The 21,649-nt window shown below is 64.1% G+C and carries 15 protein-coding genes; 9 read left to right on the forward strand and 6 right to left on the reverse strand.

Annotation, left to right across the window (positions count from 1 at the left end; all coding sequences use genetic code 11):
- The first annotated feature begins 1 nt into the window (after position 1).
- The 3 genes from AC4BBN_RS16865 to AC4BBN_RS16875 are packed head-to-tail and all read left to right on the forward strand — an operon-like array spanning position 2 to position 2,291.
- Positions 2-301 carry an HPr-rel-A system PqqD family peptide chaperone gene (locus AC4BBN_RS16865; RefSeq protein ID WP_490593155.1) on the forward strand — a complete coding sequence of 100 codons (300 nt, stop codon included), beginning with the start codon at positions 2-4 and terminating at the stop codon, positions 299-301.
- Entirely contained in the window at positions 298-1,215 is a 918-nt protein-coding gene (locus tag AC4BBN_RS16870; RefSeq protein WP_490593156.1) for an HprK-related kinase A, read from the forward strand. Before AC4BBN_RS16865 ends, AC4BBN_RS16870 begins: the two co-directional genes overlap by 4 nt.
- Complete coding sequence (locus tag AC4BBN_RS16875) at positions 1,212-2,291, forward strand: nucleotidyltransferase domain-containing protein (protein ID WP_490593157.1); 1,080 nt, start codon at positions 1,212-1,214, stop codon at positions 2,289-2,291. The genes AC4BBN_RS16870 and AC4BBN_RS16875 overlap by 4 nt, the downstream gene beginning before the upstream one ends.
- Positions 2,292-2,299: 8 nt before the next feature.
- Here AC4BBN_RS16875 and AC4BBN_RS16880 read toward each other — a convergent pair whose 3' ends face one another.
- Positions 2,300-6,022, reverse strand: a complete 3,723-nt coding sequence (locus AC4BBN_RS16880) for a hypothetical protein (RefSeq protein WP_490593158.1) — start codon at positions 6,020-6,022, stop codon at positions 2,300-2,302.
- Positions 6,023-6,451: 429 nt separating this feature from the next.
- Between AC4BBN_RS16880 and AC4BBN_RS16885 the strand changes: the two genes are divergently transcribed.
- Positions 6,452-7,342, forward strand: coding sequence for a DMT family transporter (locus AC4BBN_RS16885; RefSeq protein ID WP_490593159.1), 891 nt, complete (start codon positions 6,452-6,454; stop codon positions 7,340-7,342).
- Between the two features lie 575 nt (positions 7,343-7,917).
- On the opposite strand, the gene AC4BBN_RS16890 is transcribed toward AC4BBN_RS16885, so the two are convergent.
- On the reverse strand, positions 7,918-9,162 hold the full coding sequence (locus AC4BBN_RS16890) for a TIGR03862 family flavoprotein (protein WP_490593160.1): 1,245 nt from the start codon (positions 9,160-9,162) through the stop codon (positions 7,918-7,920).
- A gap of 441 nt (positions 9,163-9,603) precedes the next feature.
- Here AC4BBN_RS16890 and AC4BBN_RS16895 point away from each other — a divergent pair, with 441 nt between their 5' ends.
- Positions 9,604-10,413: a transporter substrate-binding domain-containing protein gene (locus AC4BBN_RS16895; RefSeq protein ID WP_490593161.1), complete on the forward strand. Its 810-nt coding sequence runs from the start codon at positions 9,604-9,606 to the stop codon at positions 10,411-10,413.
- Positions 10,414-10,426: 13 nt separating this feature from the next.
- On the opposite strand, the gene AC4BBN_RS16900 is transcribed toward AC4BBN_RS16895, so the two are convergent.
- Genes AC4BBN_RS16900 through AC4BBN_RS16910 form a run of 3 tightly spaced genes read right to left on the reverse strand, consistent with a single transcriptional unit; the run spans position 10,427 to position 15,538 of the window.
- Positions 10,427-13,696: a UvrD-helicase domain-containing protein gene (locus tag AC4BBN_RS16900; RefSeq protein ID WP_490593162.1), complete on the reverse strand. Its 3,270-nt coding sequence runs from the start codon at positions 13,694-13,696 to the stop codon at positions 10,427-10,429.
- A gap of 5 nt (positions 13,697-13,701) precedes the next feature.
- Entirely contained in the window at positions 13,702-14,904 is a 1,203-nt protein-coding gene (locus AC4BBN_RS16905; protein ID WP_490593163.1) for an MFS transporter, read from the reverse strand.
- Complete coding sequence (locus tag AC4BBN_RS16910) at positions 14,897-15,538, reverse strand: HAD family hydrolase (RefSeq protein WP_490593164.1); 642 nt, start codon at positions 15,536-15,538, stop codon at positions 14,897-14,899. Before AC4BBN_RS16910 ends, AC4BBN_RS16905 begins: the two co-directional genes overlap by 8 nt.
- A 258-nt stretch (positions 15,539-15,796) precedes the next feature.
- Between AC4BBN_RS16910 and gcvA the strand changes: the two genes are divergently transcribed.
- Positions 15,797-16,720, forward strand: coding sequence for a transcriptional regulator GcvA (gcvA, locus tag AC4BBN_RS16915; RefSeq protein ID WP_490593165.1), 924 nt, complete (start codon positions 15,797-15,799; stop codon positions 16,718-16,720).
- Here gcvA and AC4BBN_RS16920 read toward each other — a convergent pair whose 3' ends face one another.
- Positions 16,721-19,255, reverse strand: a complete 2,535-nt coding sequence (locus AC4BBN_RS16920) for a PD-(D/E)XK nuclease family protein (RefSeq protein WP_490593166.1) — start codon at positions 19,253-19,255, stop codon at positions 16,721-16,723. It lies immediately after the preceding gene.
- Positions 19,256-19,402: 147 nt separating this feature from the next.
- Here AC4BBN_RS16920 and trxA point away from each other — a divergent pair, with 147 nt between their 5' ends.
- The 3 genes from trxA (at position 19,403) to AC4BBN_RS16935 (ending at position 21,563) form a co-directional block, all read left to right on the forward strand.
- A complete protein-coding gene (gene trxA, locus AC4BBN_RS16925) occupies positions 19,403-19,735 on the forward strand; it encodes a thioredoxin TrxA (RefSeq protein WP_490593167.1) in 333 nt (110 codons plus the stop codon).
- A gap of 175 nt (positions 19,736-19,910) precedes the next feature.
- Entirely contained in the window at positions 19,911-21,173 is a 1,263-nt protein-coding gene (gene rho / locus AC4BBN_RS16930; protein WP_490593168.1) for a transcription termination factor Rho, read from the forward strand.
- A 117-nt stretch (positions 21,174-21,290) separates the two neighbouring features.
- Positions 21,291-21,563: a type B 50S ribosomal protein L31 gene (locus tag AC4BBN_RS16935; protein WP_490593169.1), complete on the forward strand. Its 273-nt coding sequence runs from the start codon at positions 21,291-21,293 to the stop codon at positions 21,561-21,563.
- Positions 21,564-21,649 lie beyond the last annotated feature (86 nt).

A 21,649-nucleotide genomic window follows, 5' to 3' on the forward strand; every position in this document is an offset into this window, starting at 1 on the left:
TTTGCCCAGTTCTGCAAAGATAACTACGTACCAAATAAACCCTGCGATTCGCCTGCATTGGGCCTCGTGGGATGACGAGTACGTAGTCTTTGACGAGACCTCTGGTCAAACGCACCAACTCGACTCTGTTCGGGCTTTCGTCCTCAATACTTTGTGCAACGGCGCTTCCAATTCGGACACAATAGTTTCGGAACTCTCCCAAATTCACTATTTGGCCGAGAATTGGGATCTTCCGAAATTGACAGAGGATATTTTGGTTGAACTCTCCACCACCGGATTATTGGAAGCAGTGAGCGCATGAAACTTGGAGAAATACCTGCATCCAAGATAAAAGATAGATTGAAATCAAATGGGCTGATCTTAAAAATCGGCCCATTTTCATTTCGAATAATCTCTCCGATCCATGCCTTATCTGAAGGCTTGGCCGCTCTCTACACAGACTACCCGGTTCTGGAAGATGGAGAGTTTGCCGACTTTACCGTGACGATTGCAGAAGGATCTGGCATACGGCGCTGGACACGCCGCCAGGCCATTTTCAAATTTGACGGCAACGAGCCTTTCATCCCCTTGCCGCAGGACCACGCATTTCCGTTGCTGGAATGGTCCATGAACTGGTGCATCGCCATGTACGCGCACCAGTACCTCCTCTTGCATTCCGCCGTCATTGAAAAGAATGGATTCGCTGCCATCATGCCTGCCCCGCCAGGCTCCGGAAAAAGCACGCTTTGCGCCGGCTTGGCCCACCGAGGCTGGCGGCTGCTGTCGGATGAATTGGCGCTTATTTCGCTGCAGGACGCCTCCATCACGCCGCTGGGGCGCCCCATCAGCCTCAAAAACCAGTCTATCGACGTAATTCGTGGGTACGTACCGGGCGCGGTCTTCAGCAAAGTCGTGCATGAAACGTCCAAAGGCAGTGTGTCGCTGCTCAAGGTGCCGTCAGAGCACATCGCACGCATCCAAGACACCGCACGGCCGCGCTGGGTAATCTTCCCCAAATATGTGGCCGGAGCCCAACCCCAGATGACACCCCGCTCCAAAGCCAACAGCATGCTGGAGCTGGGCCGCAACTCCTTCAACTACATGGTGTTGGGCTTGAAGGGATTTGAGACCTTGTCCCGAGTAGTGGACGCCAGCGCCTGCTTTGATTTTTGCTACAGCCAGCTGGATGACGCAGTGGTCGCATTCGATGCAATGGCCACCGGGAGTACCGCGTGAGCAGCAACCTGTTGACCCCGGTATGGGCCGACGCCAATTGGCTCCCAAACTATTCGGTACGTGAGTGGGAGGCACTGCTGGGACAGGCACGCCAATCCCGCTTGCTGGCGCGCCTGGCGTGCCATCTTCTAGACAGCGAACGGCTGAGCCAAGTTCCGCCCGGACCACGCCCCCACCTGGAAAGTGCCTTGCGCCTGGCGGACAGGCAACAGCACGAAATCCGCTGGGAGGTTGATCAAATTTGCAAGGCCTTGCGCCCTTTGGGCATACCCGTGGTACTGCTCAAAGGCGCGGCCTATCTGATGGCCGATCTGCCTGCGGCGCGTGGACGCTTGTTTGCCGACATAGACATCCTGGTCCCCAAAGATAAGATCGATATCGCCGAAGGCGCATTGTTGGGCGCAGGCTGGATTTCGGATGAACGCGATGCCTACAACCAGCGCTACTACCGGCAGTGGATGCATGAAATCCCGCCACTGCGGCACGTGCGCCGCGACTCCTTCATAGACCTGCACCACACGATCACCCCCCCCACCTCACGCTTCAATGTCGACGGCCAGCGGTTGCTGCGAGACATCCAGCCATTGGCCGGCCAGCCTGGTCTGTTTGTGCTCGCGCCGGTGGATATGGTCTTGCACAGCTCCGTGCATCTCTTCCAGGAAGGCGAATTCGGCCATGGCCTGCGTGACCTGCTGGACCTGCGCGACATGCTAAATGATTTCGGCCGCCAAACTGACTTCTGGGAGCACCTGCTGCACCGTGCGGACCTGCTGGGTTTGGGCATACCGCTTTTTCACGCTGTTCAGCAGATTCAACATTTGTTTGGAGTCCAGCTACCCACCCAGCTGCAGAGCCGTGTAGACAAAATGGGCCCAAGCACCTTGTCCCGCAAGTTCATGGCATGGGCCCTGGGCCTCGCGCTACAACCCAACCACCCCAGCTGCAACAGCCGCTGGACTGGGCTTGCGCGGTGGTTGCTCTATGTCCGCTCCCATGCATTGCGGATGCCCTTGCACCTACTACTGCCGCATCTGGTCCGGAAATCCTGGATGCAACACTTTCCGGCAAAAGACTGAGGATCTATTCAGGGCGCATAGGCCCGGACCATACGCGCAAGCTCAGGATCCGTGGTCGCCAAGCCCGCGCTTTGCACCGCCATCGGTGGCAACCACAACTCCAAAACGCCGGGCGTAACCGGCAAACGATCCGGCAGATCACGTATCCATGGCACCGTGCCAGGCGGAGACCAGGGTTCGCCGACAAAGCGGGCCAACACCTGGGCGCAGTTCTTCGCCGCCAAATCCCCCCGGTCGTGCAGCAAAAAGGTAGCCCGCGGCCACGGCACGGGACGGCGCTGCTGGCGCAGATCGGCGCTGCGCACCACGTTCTCCACCGGAGCGATCTGGACCGTGCCCCCCGCCACCTGGTCGGCCACCGACTTGATGCGCTCACGCAGCGTATTCGCTGCCAACAAAGACCCGGCGTCGTACACCTGCATATAGACCAGCGTCTTGCCCGCTGGCCGGCTGCAGGCCTGGGCCAACTCAGGGGCACTGGGCATTCCTGGCTCGCCCGGAGCTGCGGCCGATGAAGCGCTGCCTGGCTTAGCGGCTGAAACGGGCCCCGGCGCACCCACCGGAACCGGCAGCGACGCCACCACCACCGGCTCTTTGTGCAGCAGTGCCCAGACCGACGGCGCATCCCAGTATTGGGCCAGCTGCTTCCATTTCTTGTCGGCGTCAAGCGCCTGCTGCTCGGGACCATCCCGTGGCAGCCAGTAGTTCATAGCCGATGCATCACCCAACGGGCGCTTGACCTCGCTGCACAAATGTTCCTGCATGCGCTGGTAGTTGGCGCGGCACTCTGGCGCCAACACAGCCTCGGGGGCGGCGCCCACCGGCTTCTCGCACTGCTGCGCCATTTGCTGCACCAGGCGGTCCACACCTTTGGCGTCCAGGGGGCGCATGGCCGGGCTGTCGCGGCGCTGCAGCAGATCCAGGGTCTGCGTCAAAAGATGCTCCGGCAGTTTGGGGCAGCCCCAATCCTGCACTGCCAGGCCTTCCGACACCTTGATGAACAACTGGCGGGTTTCGGTCTGGTCGTCATGGCTTTGGCGCTGCAGCTGATCTTGCACCTGCCACAGCGACAACACCAATGTGCCCGATGCGCCCAGGCCCAGCGTGGTGCCAATGGCCGCAGCCCGCGCGCCGCGCCGCCATACGGGCTCGCTGGGAGCGGCATCGCCAACCCGGGCACCGCTCAGGCGTGCCGCCACATCCATGCCATGCCGGGCCTTGCTGCGCCAACCCGGCAACTGGCCCAGCCAGTCGTCGGTCAACGCGCGGCCAAAGTCCTCGCCAAGACGGTGGTAGCTCTCCCACTGGGCTTCATCGAACGATTGGTCCACCGTGGACTCGTGCGGAAAACTGGGGTGTTTTTGCGCATAGGCCAGCACATCCACATCCAGCGCGTCGTGCAGATTCGGCTTGACCACCAGTAGCGTGCCCTCAGGGCGCATGGGCTGGCCATCGGCGCCCGCCCTTTCGCGGTAGCGGATGCGTGCCAGCATCACGCCTCGGCAGGAATGGTTGTTGGCCATGTCCTCGGGCGACAGTACCGTGACACCGCGGCCATCGGACACCAGCTTGCGCGCTGCCTCGGCATGGCTGTAAAAGTCGATCTCGGCACCAAAGTCGATGCGCGCCTTGCGTACCAGGTTTTCCAGGTCGCTGAATTCGTAGTTGGCGTCGCAACTGGCGTCGGACAGGATGATGAAATCCAGCTCGCGCTTGAGCAGCGCATACACGCCGGTGTTTTCAAAATGCCCGCCGTCCGACAGGTACCACCAGGGGCGGTCCAGGCCGAAAAAAGTGGCCGAAGCTTCGCTGGCCAGCATCATCGGCTTGGGGCTCCAGAGCCAGGCCAGACGGCTGCCCCAGCGCAATTGGGCATGCTCCTGCGGGGCCCGCATCCAGTAGCCCAGGCGCACCCCCATCAGGTACAAAAGCAAAGCCAGGCCGCGCGAGGTGTAAGCCCCCGCCCCCGACGATGCCGCCGCACCCGACACCGCCACCCAGCGCCCCAACGAGCCAGCGTCATCATGGCGACGCGAAGCCATGAATGCGTCCGGCCCGACTTCGAAACCGCGCCAGCTGGCCGTCACGGCCGTGCCCTTGCGATCCGCGTTGTACAGGCCGCTGCGGTCATCCCGGGTCTGGTTCAAACAAGTATTCACCAGGTGCAGCGGCCCGCCTTGCAGCTCTGGCGCATAGGTACCCAGGCGCTGGTCATCGCCCTCCACCACCTGGGTGACACTGGGGTGGTGCTGGCTGGGCTGGTCCAGGCGGCGTGCCGGATTGCCCACCGCCAGGTAGGCACGCGCCAAGCGCGCCCGGTAGAAACTGTGCAGCGACGACGTGTTGGCCATCTGCGCGTTGCCCGCCGTCAGCAGCATCCACATCGCCCAGGCCGCCAGCAACAGCAGCAGGCGCAAGGTGGCCGGTATATCGTTGAACGCCGGAAAGGTGATGGGTGAAAACACAAACCACTGCAACAGCACCAGCCAGAACATCACCAGCAGCCCAAAGCCCATCTGGCTGCCCCAATTGACGATGCGCGGCAGCCAGTCCTGCGCCTGCTTGCTGGTCTCTGCCGCCATCTGCTGCAGGGGTTGAACCAGGTTGCGCAACACCAGCAGCACCAGGCCCCCTACTCCCACGCCGCGCCACAACCAGGGCAGGTTGCGGTCGTCCAGCAGGGCCTCCAGCAGCCACCAACTGCACCAGTCCAGCAGCCCCACCAACAGAAGACCCAAGGTCCCCAACAACACGGCGCGCAAGGCCGTGGTGAGCTGATTGCGGACCAAGGCCACCCGTAGCGAATAGGCCCCGCGCGACAGCCACAGCCAGCAGACCACACAGCCCTGCCCAAGGGTCAGCGATGCCATGCCCAGGGCTATCAGGTTCAGCCAGCCCGGGCCGTCGCGCAGCGCGGCCGTCCAGCCCACCGCCACCACCTGCACCCACAACAGCACCGTGCACAGGGCCGCCACCAGCAAAAACATGCCGCCACGCAGGCCCGGCCCACGCCGGCGTATGGGCCCGCCCGGCGGCGCATCCCGCACCGCCCAGTAGCCCGCCACCAAGCCTGGGGTCAAAGCCAGGTAGAACAACAATGCAAACACCCACCAGGGCGTACCCCAGGGCGCCCAGGCATCCAGCCAACGCTGCCGGTGTTGCAGCAAATGCGGCGCAATCACTAGCGCGCCCAGCAAGATGCTGGCAAACATGAACTCCATGTGGATGGCCAGCCAGGCGCGCCAATAGGTAGCCACGGCGATGCCGGTGTCGCGCGAGCCGGCTGGCGTCAGGTAGCGGCCATTGCGGCGCAGCCACTGCAACACCGGCGAGCCGCTGCCGGCCATCAAAGCCTGCGCCCGCTGGATGCCGTAGCTGGCCACCAAGCGCCCCCACATGGCGCCGGTATAGCCGCCGCCGGAAACGGTAGAAAGGTAATCCACCCGGCCCAGCAAGCCGTCGCTGGCCAGGTCCCGCTGGACGGCCGCAGGTGGCTGCGCTGGCCGGCTGCGGTTCTGCGCCAAACCGCGCAGCAGGCCCAGCGCAAACGTGGCACTGCGCACACCGCCGCCCGACAAGGCCAGGCCAACGCGTGGCAGATCCAGCGCGGCCGGGTCGGCCTGCGCCTGCACTTCGCCCAGCACCAACCTACGCCGTGCGGCCACGGCCTGGCGCTCGGCCTCCAACAGGGCATGTAGGCTATCGGGTAGCTGGCTGGACGTTGCGGGCATGGCGGCCTCCTGAGAGCGTGTTCAAAGTCTTTTTGAGGCCGCGTTGGGGTGCAATCGGGATGAGTTGGCCGTCGGAGACCGCAGCATGGGCTCTCTGCCCATGCAAGGGCTCTGGCGGGCAAATCGTCCGATTTCACCCCAACCCGCAGGGCAGATGCCTGTTCGGGCGCTCAGCGTCGTCACAAAACCAACCAAGGCAGAAGCCTAGGCTCAAGGTTTTGCGCCTAGCTGCGCATCCCTAACAGGCCTCTGCGCGGCCCCAAAAAGACTTTGAACACGTTCTCAAAACGCATTCTGAACCCAGGGCCTCCGTAGCGCATCCCCCAAATGTGCATGCGCAGCCGCAGGTGAGATGGCACATTGCTATACATTAGATAGCTATCAGCGCAGATAAAACCTGCGCCAACTGCCAAAATCTCAAACACTCTCGTGCTGCAATCTTTTCGAACCCGTTGGCTGCAACTGGCCGGCAATACCCGTGGTGTAGTGCTCGTCATGCTGGCCATGCTGTGCTGGTCGGTGCTGGACGCCTGCAACAAGCGCTTGATGGCCGAGGGCATCGCCCCCATGCAGGTGCTGTTTCTGCAGGCCAGCCTGGTCCTGCTGCTGCAGGTACCCGCCGTGCTATGGACCCGGGGCCGCATCATCGCCACCCGCAACCCTTATTTGCACTTGCTGCGCGCCGGCTTCATCGTGACCTCGGCGGCCTGCGCAGCCTGGGCGGTATCGCACCTGCCCCTGGCCGAGGCCAGCGCCTACCTGATGACGGGCTCGCTGTTCATGCTGCCGCTGGGCGTGTGGCTGCTGGGCGAGCGCCCCCACTGGCTGCGCTGGCTAGGGGTGGCTGTCGGTTTTGGCGGGGTGCTGACCATTCTGCAGCCCGGCGCCGCCGCCTTCCAGCCGGCCGCGCTGGTGGCGCTGTTCGGTGCGTTGATGGAGGCCATGCTGGGCGTGGTGCTGAAGAAATACTCGGGCTCGGAACACCCGATTGCCGTGCTGACCTGGAGCCAATCCGCCTGCTGGATCAGCTTTGGTGTGCTCAGCGGCTTTAGCCTGCCCAGCGTGCCCAGCGCGCTGTGGGGCCTGCTGCCGCTGGTGGCGCTGTCGGCCTCGGGGATTTACCTGGCTTACTTTTTTGCCTACCGCGCGGGCGATGCCTCGGCGGTCGAGGCCGGCAGCTTTTCGCTGCTGCTGTTCAGCCCCACGCTAGGCTATGTGTTCTTTGCCGAAAGTCCGGCCGCCGCGTTCTGGGCCGGTGCGGGGCTGCTGGTTTGCGGCATTGCTTTGGTGATTGTGGAACCCAGCGGGCATGCGCCCTGAAGCCATGGATAGCCTTGGTTAGCCTTAGGTATTGATTTGCTATATTTTCAGTAGCACCTAGCGCAGGCATTGACTGCGCCAGAGCCACAAAAAGCTAAAACCCCAAAATAGGTGCGGGTGCGTGGGTCAACGGTTTACCGGGGGTCTGCGGCCAAAGCCGTGGCAGTTTGTGCCAAGCTTTGTAAAATCCACCGCATTCCGGTTTCCAATAAAAACATGCTGCCCTCGCGGCAGCTTCGTGCCCAGTCCGAACTTGTGTCGGACCCGGCACGCCCATGGCCCTGGTTGCCGCCTGGGCCATGTGTTCTGCGGGCGGTTGTAAGGCAATTTGCAACCGCTCTTTTCTTTTTTTACCTCCCCCCCAAGTGCCTTGTAGCGCGCGTCGCTTGCCTGTGTCCTCGGGTCTTTTCTGTGTGATTTGGCGCTACGGGATTCTGGCGCAGGCCCTCTTTGCACGCATCCCCCCAATTGGGCATAAAGCCGCCAATTGCCTGCCCAGTTGGTAATCAGGCGTATCCACCGTGCGCCGAATATCGCTATATTTTCAATAGCTGCCTGCGCAGGTGGAATATGCGCTATCGGCTTAAATACTTCACTGCGCCCAAGCCGGCGCAACGCCCGCTGGCCATGCTGGCCGTGAGCAGGTAGCCGCCCGTGGGGGCCTCCCAGTCCAGCATCTCACCGGCGCAGAAGACGCCCGGCAGCGGCTCCAGCATCAGGTCGGCGTCCAGGGCCTCAAAGGCCACGCCGCCGGCGCTGCTGATGGCCTCGTCGATCGGGCGGGTCGCCACCAGGCGGATCGGCAGGGCTTTGATGGCAGCGGCCAGCGCGGCCGGGTTCTGGAAGCTGGCCTTGTCCAGCAGCTCGTGCAAGATAGCGGCCTTGATGCCGTCCAGGCCCAGGCGGCTTTTCAAGTGGCTGGACAGCGAACGCGTGCCGCGCGGGTGGGCGACCTCGGCCAGCACGCACTCGGCGGTTTTGTCGGGCAGCAGGTCCAGGTGGACGGTGGCGCTGCCGTTCAGCGCAATTTCATCGCGCACCAGTGCCGAAGCGGCATACACCAGGCTGCCCTCGATGCCGGTAGCCGTGGCGACAAATTCGCCCTGGCGGCGGAAGCTGTCGCCAGCCGCATTGGTGAAAGACAGGGCCACGGTCTTGAAAGGCTGCCCGGCAAAACGGCTGCTGAAATGCTCGGTCCAGCCCGCCACGTCAAAGCCGCAGTTGGCCGGCTGCAAAGGCAGCACCGGCACGCGGGCCGCTTGCAGCAAGGGCACCCAGGCGCCGTCGGAGCCCAGGCGGGCCCAGCTGCCGCCCCCCAGGGCCAGCACCACCACGTCCGCTGTAGCCTGCACCGGGCCTTTGGGGGTTTCAAAATGCCAGGCCGCGCCCTCCAGCCCCACCCAGCGGTGGCGCATATGGAATTGCACGCCCGCCACGCGCAGGCGGTGCAGCCAGGCACGCAGCAGCGGTGCGGACTTCATGTCTTTGGGGAACACCCGGCCAGAGCTGCCTACAAAAGTCTCCACGCCCAGGCCTTGGGCCCAGTCGCGCAATTGCGCCGCCCCCAGGTCTTGCAACCAGGGTGCGACCTGCTCCTGCCGCGCACCGAATCGGCTGGCGAACAGCTCGGCGGGCTCGGAGTGCGTCAGGTTCAAACCACCCTTGCCCGCCAGCAGAAACTTGCGCCCCACCGAGGGCATGGCATCGAATAGCTGCACAGCAACACCGGCCTGGGCCAGCGCCTCGGCCGCCATCAGGCCGGCCGGGCCACCGCCTATAACTAGTGCGGTTTTGCCCTTGGGCGTCATTTCGTCTTGCATGCCATCTTTCAGTGAGGTTCGGTAAGGAATAAGAACGTGTTTACGTTCCAAATGGGCGCCCGTGCCATGGCTACGGCAGCGGTCAGCGGAAGGTCGCTAGGGAAATGGGCTGCAGGCCAAGCCATGCAGTTGCAACACCGCTGAAACAATCGGCTTCCACAATCCGGCCAGCAGCTGGGCAGCCACACACGGGGCAGGCCCGTAAACCCTGCATTATCCAAGAACCGGAGACGCTGATGACTGTAGTTCTAAGCCTATTGGGTGTGGCCCTGGTCCTATACGCCGGCCTGGCCATCGCGGCGGCCGCTTCCTACCCCAGGCACTGAGGGTTCTTACCACTCCATGCAGGCGTTTGTATGCCGAAAACAAAGGAACATCCGATTGCGCTGACAAGGGTGTAAAAATTGCACTATGGCCTCTACGCCTGCGAGACACACCACTATGCGCAAAGACAGCCGCCAGCACTGCAGACCTCACTCCCTCAGCACCCTCCTTCGCCCCCTGCTGGGCGGCGCCCTGCTCTGGCTGGCCACGCAGGCCAGCGCCTTGACCTCTGACGAGATCACTAGCCGTGGCTGGGTCAGGATAGGCGTGCTGGCTGGCCAGCCGCTCTACGGCTCGACCAACGAGAAGGGCCAAATGGTGGGCTACGACATTGATGTGGCCCAGCTGTTGGCCGGCTATCTTGGCGTGAAGGCCGAGCTTATCCCCCTGCCGCCACCGGCGCGCATCAACGCCCTGCTGGACGGCAAGGTGGACTTTCTGGTCGCCACCCTGGCGCCCACACCCGAGCGCGCCAAGCTGGTGCTGTTCACCGAACCCTACAACGCCTTTCGCATGGTGGCGGTCGCCAATGCCAGTCTGCCGCTGGCCGGACTGGACGGGCTGCGCGGCAAGCGTGTCAGCCTGAACCAGGGCTCCAGCCAAGAGAGCTTTCTGCTGAAGGCCAACCTGGCCGGCATACAGCTGCAACGCTACCTAGACGACACCCTGGCTTTCCAGGCCGTCGTGGCCAACGAGGTGGACGTGGTGGTGCTGCCAGAAACCGTGGCACGGGAAGCCATACTGCGCCGCCCAGACGCCAAACTGATGGTCAAGTTCACGCTGTTCAACCAGGGCAATGCCATGGCGGTGAAGCTGCCCGAGATAGAACTGCGCAACTGGCTGAACAAGGCCATCGACAAAATGCGGGCCTCTGGCGAACTGGACAAGATTTCCATGAAATGGACGGGCAGCGCCGCGCCCAAATAGGCCCCGTGGCAGCTCAATCCACCTCCACCAGCACTCCCTTGCCGGTCAGAAACGCCACGTGCACCGAAGCACCCGGCTGGGCCGCCTGCAGCGCGGCTCGGTAGCCACGCAGCTGCTGGACCAAGGCCGGTTGGCGCTGTGGCGTAGCTGCGGATTTGTAGTCTAGAACCCACCAGGCACCCGTATCACGGCGGCGCACCAGGCGGTCCAGGCGCTGAGTCTGACCCAGCCAAGTCAGCGCGACCTCGTTGCCATGCCAATCGATGGCCTCGGCACTCCAGGCCCAGGCCCCATCACCGGCCAGGATGGCAGTGGCCATGGCGGCAGCTTCACGTGCCTGCTCGGCATCCAGCCCGAATTCACGCGCCACCACGGGCAGGGTTTGCGGGTCCAGCACGGCACTACCTAGCGGCACCCATTCCAGCAGGCGGTGCATGGCCTGGCCCACACGCGACTCTGCACCATCAGGCTCAGCTACTGCGCGCGGCGGCGTGGCCGACAAACCAATGTCGGGCAGCACCAGCACCTCGAAAGCTGCGTCCACGGCTAGCGCGCTGGATACGACCATCCCATCCGTCTGCAACTGCACAGCCTCAGCCAGGGGCTGCAGGCGCTGCCACCACGATCCCTCCACCGCGTTGCGCGGCTGCACCGACGACAGCACCAGCTGCTGGCGCGCGCGCGTCATGGCCACGTACAGGCCGTTCAGCTCCTCGCGCCGGCGTGCGGCCTGCTCTATGGCCAGCACATCGACCACGCAGGCGGAGGGATGCGACTCGCTGGCCAGAAACACCAGGCGCACCGGGGCCGCGGCCTCGCCGGGCCAATCCACCAGCACGCCCATGGTTTCGGCTTTGCTGGGCGGAGAATCGGTGTCCAGCAGCAGCACCAGGGCGGCCTCCAGGCCCTTGGCGCCGTGCACGGTGAGCAGGCGCACAGCGTCCGGCAGGCTGGTGACTGGCGCTTTCACACCACCGGCCTTGAGTGCGCGCACCAGCGCGTAGGGCGTGGCAAAGCGGCCTTCGTTCAGCTGCAGGGCGGTGCCCAGCACGGCGCGCAGGTTGGCCTGCACCGATCCGCGCAGCGCGGCGGGCGCGGCGGCGGCGAAGCGGGCCAGCACGTCGCCATCGGCATAAATGGCGTCCAGCGCGTCGTGCGGCGGCAGCTTGTCCAGCCACTGCTTCCATCGCAACAAAGTGGGCGCTAGCGCAGATAGTGCCTGCGGCAGATGCTCTGAATTGTGTAGCAAGGTCCACCAGCTGCTGTCGTCCTGGCGCTCGGTATCGGCACGGGCAGCGCGTTGCAATTGGGCCAGGTGCACCAGGTCGGCGTCTGTCACGCTGAACAGCGGGGACTTCAGCGCCTGGGCCAGCGACAGGTCGTGGTGGGTGGACACCAGCGCGTCCAGCAGCGCGGCGATGTCCTGCACCTCGGGGGCGTCGGCCAGGTCGGCTTTCTCGGGCTGCTGGGTGGGGATGTGCAGGCTGCGCAGCGCATCGCGCATGGTGGCCAGGCGGTCGCGTTTGCGGGCCAGCACCATCACCTCGCGGGGCGGCAGGCCGTCGGCCAGCTGCTGCGCCAGCCAGTGGGCGGCCTGGCGGCATTCCAGGGTGCGCAGGGTGTCTTCGGGTTCTTCGCGCGGCGTGCCCAGGCTGTCGCGCCAACCACCCTCGCCCGCAGCCGCCGTGCTGGCGTTCGCGTCCCGGGGAATGGCCGGCAGGCAGCGCAGCGCGCCCTGGGCGGTGGATTCGGTGGTGTGGTCGCGGAAGCCGTCGTAGGCACCAGCGGCCTGGGCTGCGGACATGACGCTGTTGACAGCGGCCATCACCGGCGGCGCGTTGCGGCGGGTGTGGTCGCAGCTGAGCAGGTCACCGCCCAGGCCATCGACTACAAAGGCCTGCGCCGCGCGGAACACCTGGGGCTCGGCACGACGGAAGCGGTAAATACTCTGCTTGGGGTCACCCACGATGAACACGCTGGGTGCATTGCCGCCCGAGCCCGCATAGCCGCTGAGCCAGGCATGCAGGGCCTGCCACTGCAGCGGGCTGGTGTCCTGGAACTCGTCGATCAGCAGGTGCTTGACCTTGGCGTCCAGCCGTTCCTGCACCCAGCCGCTGAGCACCGGGTCAGACAACATGACCGAGGCGGCGCGCTCCACATCGTTCATGTCCACCCAGCCGCGCTCGAACTTGAGTGCGGACAGCTCGGCCACCATCACCCGGGTGAGCCGCGCCATGCGCTGCTGATGGCCCCAGGCGGCGTGCTGCAGCTGGGCTTGGGCGACTTGCAGCACCACCTCTTGCGCCGCCCGGATGGTGGCGATGCCGACGATCTTCTCGCCGAACTTGCGCGCCGAGCCGGTGGCGGTCAGCAGCGCGGCGGCCACGCCTTCAGCGTCCGTGGCGGTGATGGCACGCTCCAGCTCGCCACCCTTGGCAGAGAAGGTAGGCGCGCTGGCCTTGCCCAGGCAGCTGGCCGCGTCTTGCAACAGCGCGCGATGGGTCCACAAATAATCTTCCGGTGCAGCCAGCCCGGCGAACGCCGGGAACTGCTCAGCAAACGGCGGCACCGACGCGTCCACCACGCCGTGTGCGTCGGCCAGCGCAAACTCGACACGCTTGCCCAGTGCGGACGCCAACGCCTTTTGCGCCTGGAAGCGGCCATGCTCGGCCACCAGGGCTTCGAAATCGGCGCGCGCGGTAGGGCTATCAACCACGGCGGCATAAAAGCGCGGCCAGACCTCGCGCACGGCCTCGGTGTCGTCCTCCAGCAGCGAGTAGTTGGCGGGCAGGCCCAGGTCCTGCAGCACAGCCAGCGGTGCGGTGCGCAGCAGGGCCGCAAACCAGCTGTGGAAGGTGCGTATCTGCACCGGCCGGGCACTGGCCAGCAGCTGGGGATACAGCTGCTTCAGGGCCGCCGCCTGGACGTGCAACTGCGCAGCGGGCACACCCCGCGCCTGCAGTTCGGAGGCCAGTTCTTCCGGGCTGGCCTGAGCGAATTCGACCAGCCAGTCGTTCAGCCGCTGGCGCATTTCACCGGCGGCTTTTTTGGTGAAGGTAATGGCAAGGATTTCATGCGCGGCCACGCCGTGGCCGTGGGCCTCGGCGTTGTGGGCCAAGCTCCCTTCCAACAAGGCCCGCAGAATGCGCGACACCAGCATCCAGGTCTTGCCCGCGCCGGCGCAGGCCTCTACCGCGATGCTGCGGCGCGGGTCGCAGGCCATTGCGTAAAACGCCGCCCGTTCCACCGGCCGGCCGTTGTGCTCGTAGGCAGCTTGCGTCATCTACATCAATCCTTTTTACCCAATGCACCTGCGGCCAGCAGGCTCAGCAGCACAAAGGGCAGGCACATGCCAAACGCCCAGCGCACGCCCCAGTGCTCAGCCACCTGGCCCAGCAGTGGCGGCCCCAGCAGGAACACCACGAAGGAAATCTGCGCCAGCGCCGCCACGTTCACCGCCGCAGGCCGATCTACCCGCTGGGCGGCAGCCGACATGGCCAGCGGAAAGATGCCGCTGGTGCCCACGCCCATCAGACCCAAGCCCAGTAGCGCCCAGGCCGGCCCGGGTGCGAACACCACCAGCAGGGCACCCACGCCCAGCACCGACAACAAGCCGCGCGCCACGCCCACCGGGCTGTAGCGGTCCACCAGGCCATCGGCAAAAAAGCGCATCAGGCCCTGGGTGCACGCACCGGTGGCCACGGCCAGGCCGCATAACAGGGGCGAGGCAGCAAACACGTCACGCATATAAATGGCAGACCAGTCGGCACCCGCGCCTTCCAGCAGCATGGCCGACAGGGTGACGCACACCAAGGCCATGATGGCCAGCGTGGGCCGGGCAAAGTGTGGCGGCGCATCACCCGCCGCCACTTCACGCAGCGGCGCGGGGCTGAAACGGCCCAGCAGCAGCACGACCGCGAGCACCACGACGGGCACCATGCCCATCAAATGCAGCTGCGGGCTGATGCCTAGCTGGGACACGCCCGCGCCCATCAGGCCGGCGGCAAAAAAGCCAAAGCTCCAGAAACCATGGGCGCGGTTCATGATGCGCCGGCCCAGCTGGTGTTCCACCCGATCAGCCTCCACATTCACCACGATCTCCACCATGCCTATGCACAGGCCCGCAGGCACCAGGCAGAAGTACAACACCAGCGGCCCGCTGGCCCAGGAGGCGATGGCAAAAAACACCGCCACCAGGGGCGTCAAAACCAGCAGCGCGCGGCGGTAGCCCATGCGCTCCAGCAGCGGGCCGGCGAAACTCAGCGACACCAGGGTGCCGGTAGCCGTGCCAATCAGCGCCAGGCCCAAAGCCCCCTCGCCCACGCCCATGCCGCGCTGGATTTCGCCCAGCCGGGGGAAGATGCTGCCCAGGCTGAACGCATATAGAAAGAAAGCGGCAAACACCCGTATCTGCGGCGCCAGGGCCAGGCCCCAGCGGTGGCCCACGCTGGGCGACGAGCGTGCCATCGCGATGGGGTCCGCATCAGCCATGCGCGGGCTCCAGCCAGCCCAGAGCTTGCAGGTCACGTTCGCACTGGGCGGCGTCCAGGAACTGAATGGCTTGCCAGCCACGGGCGCGCGCGGTCTGCACGTTGTGCGCGTTGTCGTCCACGAAAACCGTGTGCTCTGGCGTCAGGCCAAACTCGGATTCGGCCTTGGCGTAGATGGCGTGCTCAGGCTTCACCAAGCCCACCAGGCCGGAAAAAATGCCGTCGTCGAAGTAGTGGAAAAACTCGCGCTCTTGCAGCAGACGCTCGCTATACGGCGTAGGCATGTTCGACAAATACACCAGCCGGTGGCCCCGGGCCTGCAGGCGTGGCAGCAGGGCTGCGGTGTCCAGCTTGGTATGCAGATGGTCGGGAATGGCGTGGATGAAGTCGAGCAGGTCGTCGGAGTCCACACCAGTCTGGGCGGCCAACTGCACGGCCAAGTCGTCGGGCTCGACGCGGCCTCGGTCAAATTCAGCCCATGTGGAGCCTGGGTGCAGGCCCTGGAAGATGCGCTCACACAGCTGCTGCGCGGCTTCCGGCGTGGGGGCATGCTGGGGCAGCATGGTGGCGACAAGGTCTACAGGCTGCCAGTGCAGGAGCACGGCGCCCAGGTCGAAGACAACGGTTTTGTACATGAAGATGGTTTCCAGTGAAGGGGGCCTAGGCGAGATCGCGATGGATGCCCGGCAATGCCAGGAGGGTAAGCCATTTTGGCAGTCCATTTCCCGTGGCAGGCTGCATAACCGGCTTCCCAAGGCCCGGTATAAGATGAGTTTTATACGGCAGTGCCAGGCTCCATGGTGACGGATCGTAGTGGGCCAATGGGCGAGTGACTATCGCTCATTTTTAAGAAATAGATGAATTAATCTCATGCCAAAAAACCCGGGCCCGATATGAGCAACGCCCGCCGCCTCCCTTCTATGAACATGCTGCGGGCCTTCGAGGCCGCCGCGCGCTGTGAGAGCGTGACCCTGGCCGCGCAGGAGCTGCACGTCACGCAAAGCGCCGTCAGCCACCAGATCAAGGCACTGGAGGCCTGGCTGGGCGTGACGCTGGTGCAGCGCAACGGGCGCCGCCTGGGCTTGACGGCCGAAGGCACCGCCTACCTGCCCAGCCTGAGCAGCGCTTTCGACCTGATGGCCCAGGCCACCGGACGCATCGAGCGGCGGGGGCGGCGCAACACGCTGGCGGTGAACTCCATGGCCACGCTGTCGGCGCAGTGGCTGATCCCCCGCCTGGCCAGCTTTTGTGCCGAGGTGCCCGATGTGGACGTGCAGCTGTCCACCACCGCCAGCGCCTTCGATTTTGACCCTGCGGCCTACGATGTATCCATACGCTGCATGTACGACATTGAACGCGCGGAGCTGCTGCGCAAGGACAAATGGCAGGGCGTGCAGATCGAGGCGTTTTTGCCCGAGTCGCTAACGCCGCTGTGCAGCCCGCAGCTGGTATCCGGCAAGCTGGCGATCCGCAAGCCCGCCGACCTGCGCAAGCACACGCTGCTGCTGAGCCGCTCTACGCCCATGTTCTGGCAGGACTGGCTGGCGGCGGCAGGCGAACCCGAGTTACAGGCCGCGAATATGGTCACCTTCGACCACACCCATCTGGCCGTGCAAGCCGCCATCCAGGGCATGGGTGTGGCGCTGGGCAACCCGCACCAACTGCGCGACGTGTTAGACAGCGGCCTGCTGGTGCGGCCCTTCCCGCAGCTGGAGATTGACCTGAAGAACGTCTACTGGATACGCCCACCCCACGCGGCGCAGAACCCGCAGGCTGTAGCGTTTTGCGAGTGGCTCAAGCGCTCGGGCAGCACCTAGCTAGCTACCCCACCAGTCTTTGCGGCACAGGCCACGTGCGGCGCAGAACTCGCAGACCATGCCCTCACCGAGCGCGGCCAGCACGGCGCCGTCGGCAATGCGCTGCATGTCTTCCAGGATGCCGTGTACCAAGGCGTCGCGCGCCTCCACCACCTCGGTCTGTTCGAACAGCTTGCTGCCGTCCTTCTCACCCACATTGAGGTAGGCGGCACGCAAGGTGTCATGCGGCAACAGGGCGGCGTAGAAAGCCAGCTGCGTGTCTTCCATCGGCTGCTGGATGCGCTTTTGCGTTGCCATGGCGTTTTCGGTCTTGTAGTCGATCACCAGCGCGGTGTGGCTACCGTCGGCCCGCACCTGGTCGATGCGGTCAATGGTGCCTATCAAGGTCAGCGGGCCCAGGGGCTGCTCCAGCGCGCTTTCGGCTTGTTCGAACACACCGCCGCTGGCCTCGTGCTGGGCCAGCCAGTCCAGGTAGCCGTCGCGCACACGCGGCCAGGCTGAGGCGAAGGGCAGGAACTCGCCCTGCTCCAGGTGCATGTCCTGGGTTACTTTTTCAGACGCTATATTTATCATAGCTACCCGCGCAGATAAAACCTGCGCTGGAGCCCTATTTAGTTCTTCATGAAAAGTCTTGAGCACCGCGTGCAGCCAGGTGCCAAAGTCACGCTTATCCACTTCGCCGGTCAGCTCCTGCGACTCCTGCAGGCCGAGTTGGCGCAGGCCAAAGAAGCGGTAGGGGCAGCGGCGCAAATCCTCGTAAGCGCTGGCCGACAGGCGCAGCACCGGCAAATCCTGGCCCACCGGCAGCGGCGGCTGGCTGGGCTGGGGCTGCAGGCTGCGCGGAATACGCGGCTCGGCGGCAACCACATCCTGGCCATCCACACGCAGGGCCTGCACCAGCGGGCTGGCCAGCAGGTCTTCACCCGAGGCGTCGCTGCGCCTCCATAGCACGTCGGTGTGCGGGGTTTGCAGGGCATTCGCCCAGGATGCACGGGTCGCGGCCTCCAGCGCAGCGCGCGAGGGTAGGCCCAAGGCTTCTCGCTGGGCTACGGTCCAGGCGCCGGGTGGCTCGGGCGACACCGCCAGCCGCACCTCGTCGCAGCCCGGCAGCACCAGGGCCGCAAACGGGCGCGCCAGCAGCTGGCTTAGCGGCAGTATCACCACCTGCTCGTCCAGCGGGTGCGTGGGCACAAAGGTGGCCGCCTCCAGCGTATCGCCCACCCAGGTGCTGAACTCGGCCAGCCGCATGCGGCGGGCGGCCTGCGGCAGTTGCAGCAGTTCTTGCTCGGCGCCCTCCTGCAGGCGCAGCGCCGACAGCAAACTATTCCCCGCCACGTCGGCCACCAGCGCAGGCCATTGGCCGCTGGCCTGCAGCAGCCCGCGCAAAGCCGCCAGCCATTGCACCAGGGGGCGCGCCGCTTGCAGGCTGGCGCGCAATTCATTGGCCAGACGTACCGCATCGGATACGGCGGGCTGGCGCGGCGTGGCCTCGGGGCTCCAGGATGACCAACTTTGCGCGGCGGCCTTGCGCAGCGCGCGCTCCAGGCCTTGCACCACGCGGGGCCGGAACGCGGGGGCGTTCTTCAGCCAGTCCAGTACGGCATCGCTGCTCGCGTCCCAGCGGGCTGCGCGCAGCGTGATCACCACCTCGGCCGCAGCGCGGGTGGTGGACAGCTTCCAGCCGGTTTCGTCGCGAATGCGTACGTTCTGCGTGGCCAGCATGGCTCGGATGCGGCGCGTGAGTAAACGGTCCGTTGCCACCAGGGCCACTGGTGCCCGGCCGGCTTCGATATGCCGCAGCACAGAGGCAGCACCGCGCTGGGCTTCGTCCTCGGAATCGGTGCAAGGGTGTAGCGCGGGCATAGCGGGTGGCGGCGGATCGGGGCGCAGCAAACGGGTCACCTTGCTGCCCCAGGCTTGGCACAAGGCCTCAACCAAGGGCTCGGACTGGAAGCCGTCTAGCACGATCACGCAGTCCAGGCCCTCCGGCACGGCGGCATTCCACAGCGCGTCGGTGGCATAACTGGATGCCGCCGCCCACTCCAGGGCAATGCGCGCCACCACACTCTCAAGGGCCAGCACCGATGCCTCCATGCCCAGAGCCACGGCAGCGCGGGCTTGGGCTGCCCATTCCACCCGCTGCTGCGGTGCCACGGCGGCGGCCAAAGGCGCCAGTTGGTGGGCCGCCTCGACCAGCCGGGCCGCCAAGGCCTCGGCCTGGGCGCCCAGGCCGGCGCTGTCAAGCAAAGCCGGCGCCTGCAACATGTCCATGGCGGTGTCGAAGCGCAGGTCGTGCGCGCCCTGCAGCACGCCGCCCAGGCTACGTGCCCAATTCAAGGTCGTTTCAAAACGCGGCGTAAAGCCCGCAGGCTGGGCCTGGGCCCAGAAGCGCTGTGCCAGGGGCATCAGCTGCGCATAGGGCAGCAACACCACGGTGCGCGATGGATGGGCCTGGCGCTGCGCCATGGCCTGCCGCATTTGGTCCAGCAAGCCGGTTGCGGGGGCAAACCATAGCGGGTCGTGGAGTGGTGGCATGGATAAGGCTGTGGTGTAGAGGGGGAAATGGATTTTCGCTATGGATGCAATAGCACCACATAGCGCGTCCACACAGGACGAGGGGGCTTGCTTTCTGTCACAATGCCGCAACTTCAGTCGTATCGGCACTCAGTTTAAGGAACCCCCATGGCCAGCGAACTCATCAAACACATCTCGGACGCCACTTTCGAAGCGGACGTTCTGAAATCCAACACCCCTGTCCTGGTGGACTACTGGGCTGAATGGTGCGGTCCTTGCAAGATGATTGCACCGATTCTCGACGAAGTTGCCACCGGTTACGAAGGCAAGCTGCAGATCACCAAGATGAATGTGGACGAGAACCGCGACATCCCCGCCAAGTTCGGCATCCGCGGCATTCCCACCTTGATGATTTTCAAGGGCGGCGAACTGGCTGCCACCAAGGTTGGCGCCATGAGCAAAGCCCAACTCACCGCATTTATCGACCAGCAACTGGCCTGATAGCGCATTCCCTGAAGCCACCCCTGCGGTGGCTTCGTTTTTTCCTGTCATAATTCGCCCATTCACCTGATTGCCACCCAGCAAAACGGTTCGAGTTCCCGGTTTGTGAGGCCCTTCTAGCCTCCTCAAAACCTCCCCCCCTTTTTCCTCTAGAACTCCGCACAGGAGTCCATCCATGCACTTAAACGAACTCAAGGCACTGCACGTGTCTGAAGTCCTCAAGCAAGCCGAAGAACTTGAAATTGAGAACACCGGCCGTATGCGCAAGCAAGAGCTGATGTTTGCCATCATCAAAAAGCGCGCCCGCACCGGCGAGCAGATCATTGCCGATGGCGTGCTGGAAATCCTGCCGGACGGCTTCGGCTTCCTGCGCAGCCCGGATACCAGCTACACCGCATCGACCGACGACATCTACATCAGCCCCAGCCAGGTGCGCCGCTTCAATCTGCACACCGGCGACATGATCGAAGGTGAAGTGCGCACGCCCAAAGACGGCGAACGCTACTTCGCGCTGAACAAGCTCGACAAGGTCAACGGCGGCGGCCCGGAAGAAAACAAGCACAAGGTCATGTTCGAAAACTTGACCCCGCTGTTCCCCAAAGAGCAGATGAAGCTGGAACGCGACATCAAGGGCGACGAGAACATCACCGGCCGCATCATCGACATCGTGGCGCCTATCGGCAAAGGCCAGCGCGCCCTGCTGGTCGCCCCGCCAAAGAGCGGCAAGACGGTGATGATGCAGCACATGGCCCACGCCATTGCCGCCAACTATCCAAACAGCCACATGATGGTGCTGCTGGTTGATGAGCGCCCCGAAGAAGTGACTGAAATGCAGCGCTCGGTGAAGGGCGAAGTCATCGCCTCCACCTTCGACGAACCCGCTGCGCGCCATGTGCACGTGGCCGAGATGGTGATCGAGCGCGCCAAGCGCCTGGTCGAACTGAAAAAAGACGTGGTGATCCTGCTGGACTCGATCACCCGCCTGGCCCGCGCCTACAACAACGTCGTGCCCTCTTCAGGCAAGGTGTTGACCGGCGGCGTGGACTCCAACGCGCTTCAGCGCCCCAAGCGTTTCCTGGGTGCCGCCCGCAATGTGGAAGAAGGCGGCTCGCTGACCATCATCGCCACCGCGCTGGTCGACACCGGCAGCCGCATGGACGAAGTGATCTTTGAAGAATTCAAGGGCACCGGCAACTGCGAAATCCACCTGGATCGCCGCCTGTACGAAAAGCGCGTGTTCCCGTCGATCCAACTGAACCGCAGCGGCACCCGCCGCGAAGAGCTCCTGCTGTCGCCTGAGATCTTGCAAAAGAGCCGCATCCTGCGCCAGTTCATGTACAACATGGACGAGATCGAGTCCATGGAACTGATGCTGAAGAACATGAAATCCACCAAGAACAATGTCGAATTCTTCGACATGATGCGTCGCGGCGGATAGTAGTTCTTCAAAATATGTGATAATGGAAGGCTAATCGCGAAAAGTACCGGGCTTTTGAATTGGGCAAACAGATTGCCCAAGGCACCGGGCGGCTAACGCAATTGAAAAGGAAGAGCTATGAAAGAAGGCATTCACCCCAATTACCGTGAAGTGTGTTTCCTGGACTTGTCCAACAACTTCAAGTTTGTGACCCGTTCTTGCGTTAACGCCAAGGAAATGATCACCCTGGAAGACGGCCGCGAACTGCCGCTGTACAAGCTGGATACCTCCAGCGAGTCGCATCCCTTCTACACCGGTACGCAAAAGTCCGTGGACAACATGGGTGGCCGCGTGGAGCGCTTCCGCAACCGCTTCGGCAAGACCACTGCAGCTACCAAAGCCGCAGAATAAGTTCTTCCGCATCCGCATCTGCGGAAAAGAAGGGCAGCCCGGTTTATCCGCGCTGCCCTTTTGTTTTATTGGCCGTAAGATTCCCG

The sequence above is a fragment of the Rhodoferax sp. SPJ21 genome (genome assembly GCF_058216335.1).

Excerpts from the sequence above, each read along its gene's own strand:
- gcvA (WP_490593165.1), top strand. The coding sequence starts at position 15,797 with ATGAGCAACGCCCGCCGCCTCCCTTCTATGAACATGCTGCGGGCCTTC.
- AC4BBN_RS16890 (WP_490593160.1), bottom strand. The coding sequence starts at position 9,162 with ATGCAAGACGAAATGACGCCCAAGGGCAAAACCGCACTAGTTATAGGC.
- AC4BBN_RS16920 (WP_490593166.1), bottom strand. The coding sequence starts at position 19,255 with ATGCCACCACTCCACGACCCGCTATGGTTTGCCCCCGCAACCGGCTTG.
- AC4BBN_RS16880 (WP_490593158.1), bottom strand. The coding sequence starts at position 6,022 with ATGCCCGCAACGTCCAGCCAGCTACCCGATAGCCTACATGCCCTGTTG.
- AC4BBN_RS16895 (WP_490593161.1), top strand. The coding sequence starts at position 9,604 with ATGCGCAAAGACAGCCGCCAGCACTGCAGACCTCACTCCCTCAGCACC.
- rho (WP_490593168.1), top strand. The coding sequence starts at position 19,911 with ATGCACTTAAACGAACTCAAGGCACTGCACGTGTCTGAAGTCCTCAAG.
- AC4BBN_RS16935 (WP_490593169.1), top strand. The coding sequence starts at position 21,291 with ATGAAAGAAGGCATTCACCCCAATTACCGTGAAGTGTGTTTCCTGGAC.
- AC4BBN_RS16870 (WP_490593156.1), top strand. The coding sequence starts at position 298 with ATGAAACTTGGAGAAATACCTGCATCCAAGATAAAAGATAGATTGAAA.
- trxA (WP_490593167.1), top strand. The coding sequence starts at position 19,403 with ATGGCCAGCGAACTCATCAAACACATCTCGGACGCCACTTTCGAAGCG.
- AC4BBN_RS16910 (WP_490593164.1), bottom strand. The coding sequence starts at position 15,538 with ATGTACAAAACCGTTGTCTTCGACCTGGGCGCCGTGCTCCTGCACTGG.
- AC4BBN_RS16905 (WP_490593163.1), bottom strand. The coding sequence starts at position 14,904 with ATGGCTGATGCGGACCCCATCGCGATGGCACGCTCGTCGCCCAGCGTG.
- AC4BBN_RS16900 (WP_490593162.1), bottom strand. The coding sequence starts at position 13,696 with ATGACGCAAGCTGCCTACGAGCACAACGGCCGGCCGGTGGAACGGGCG.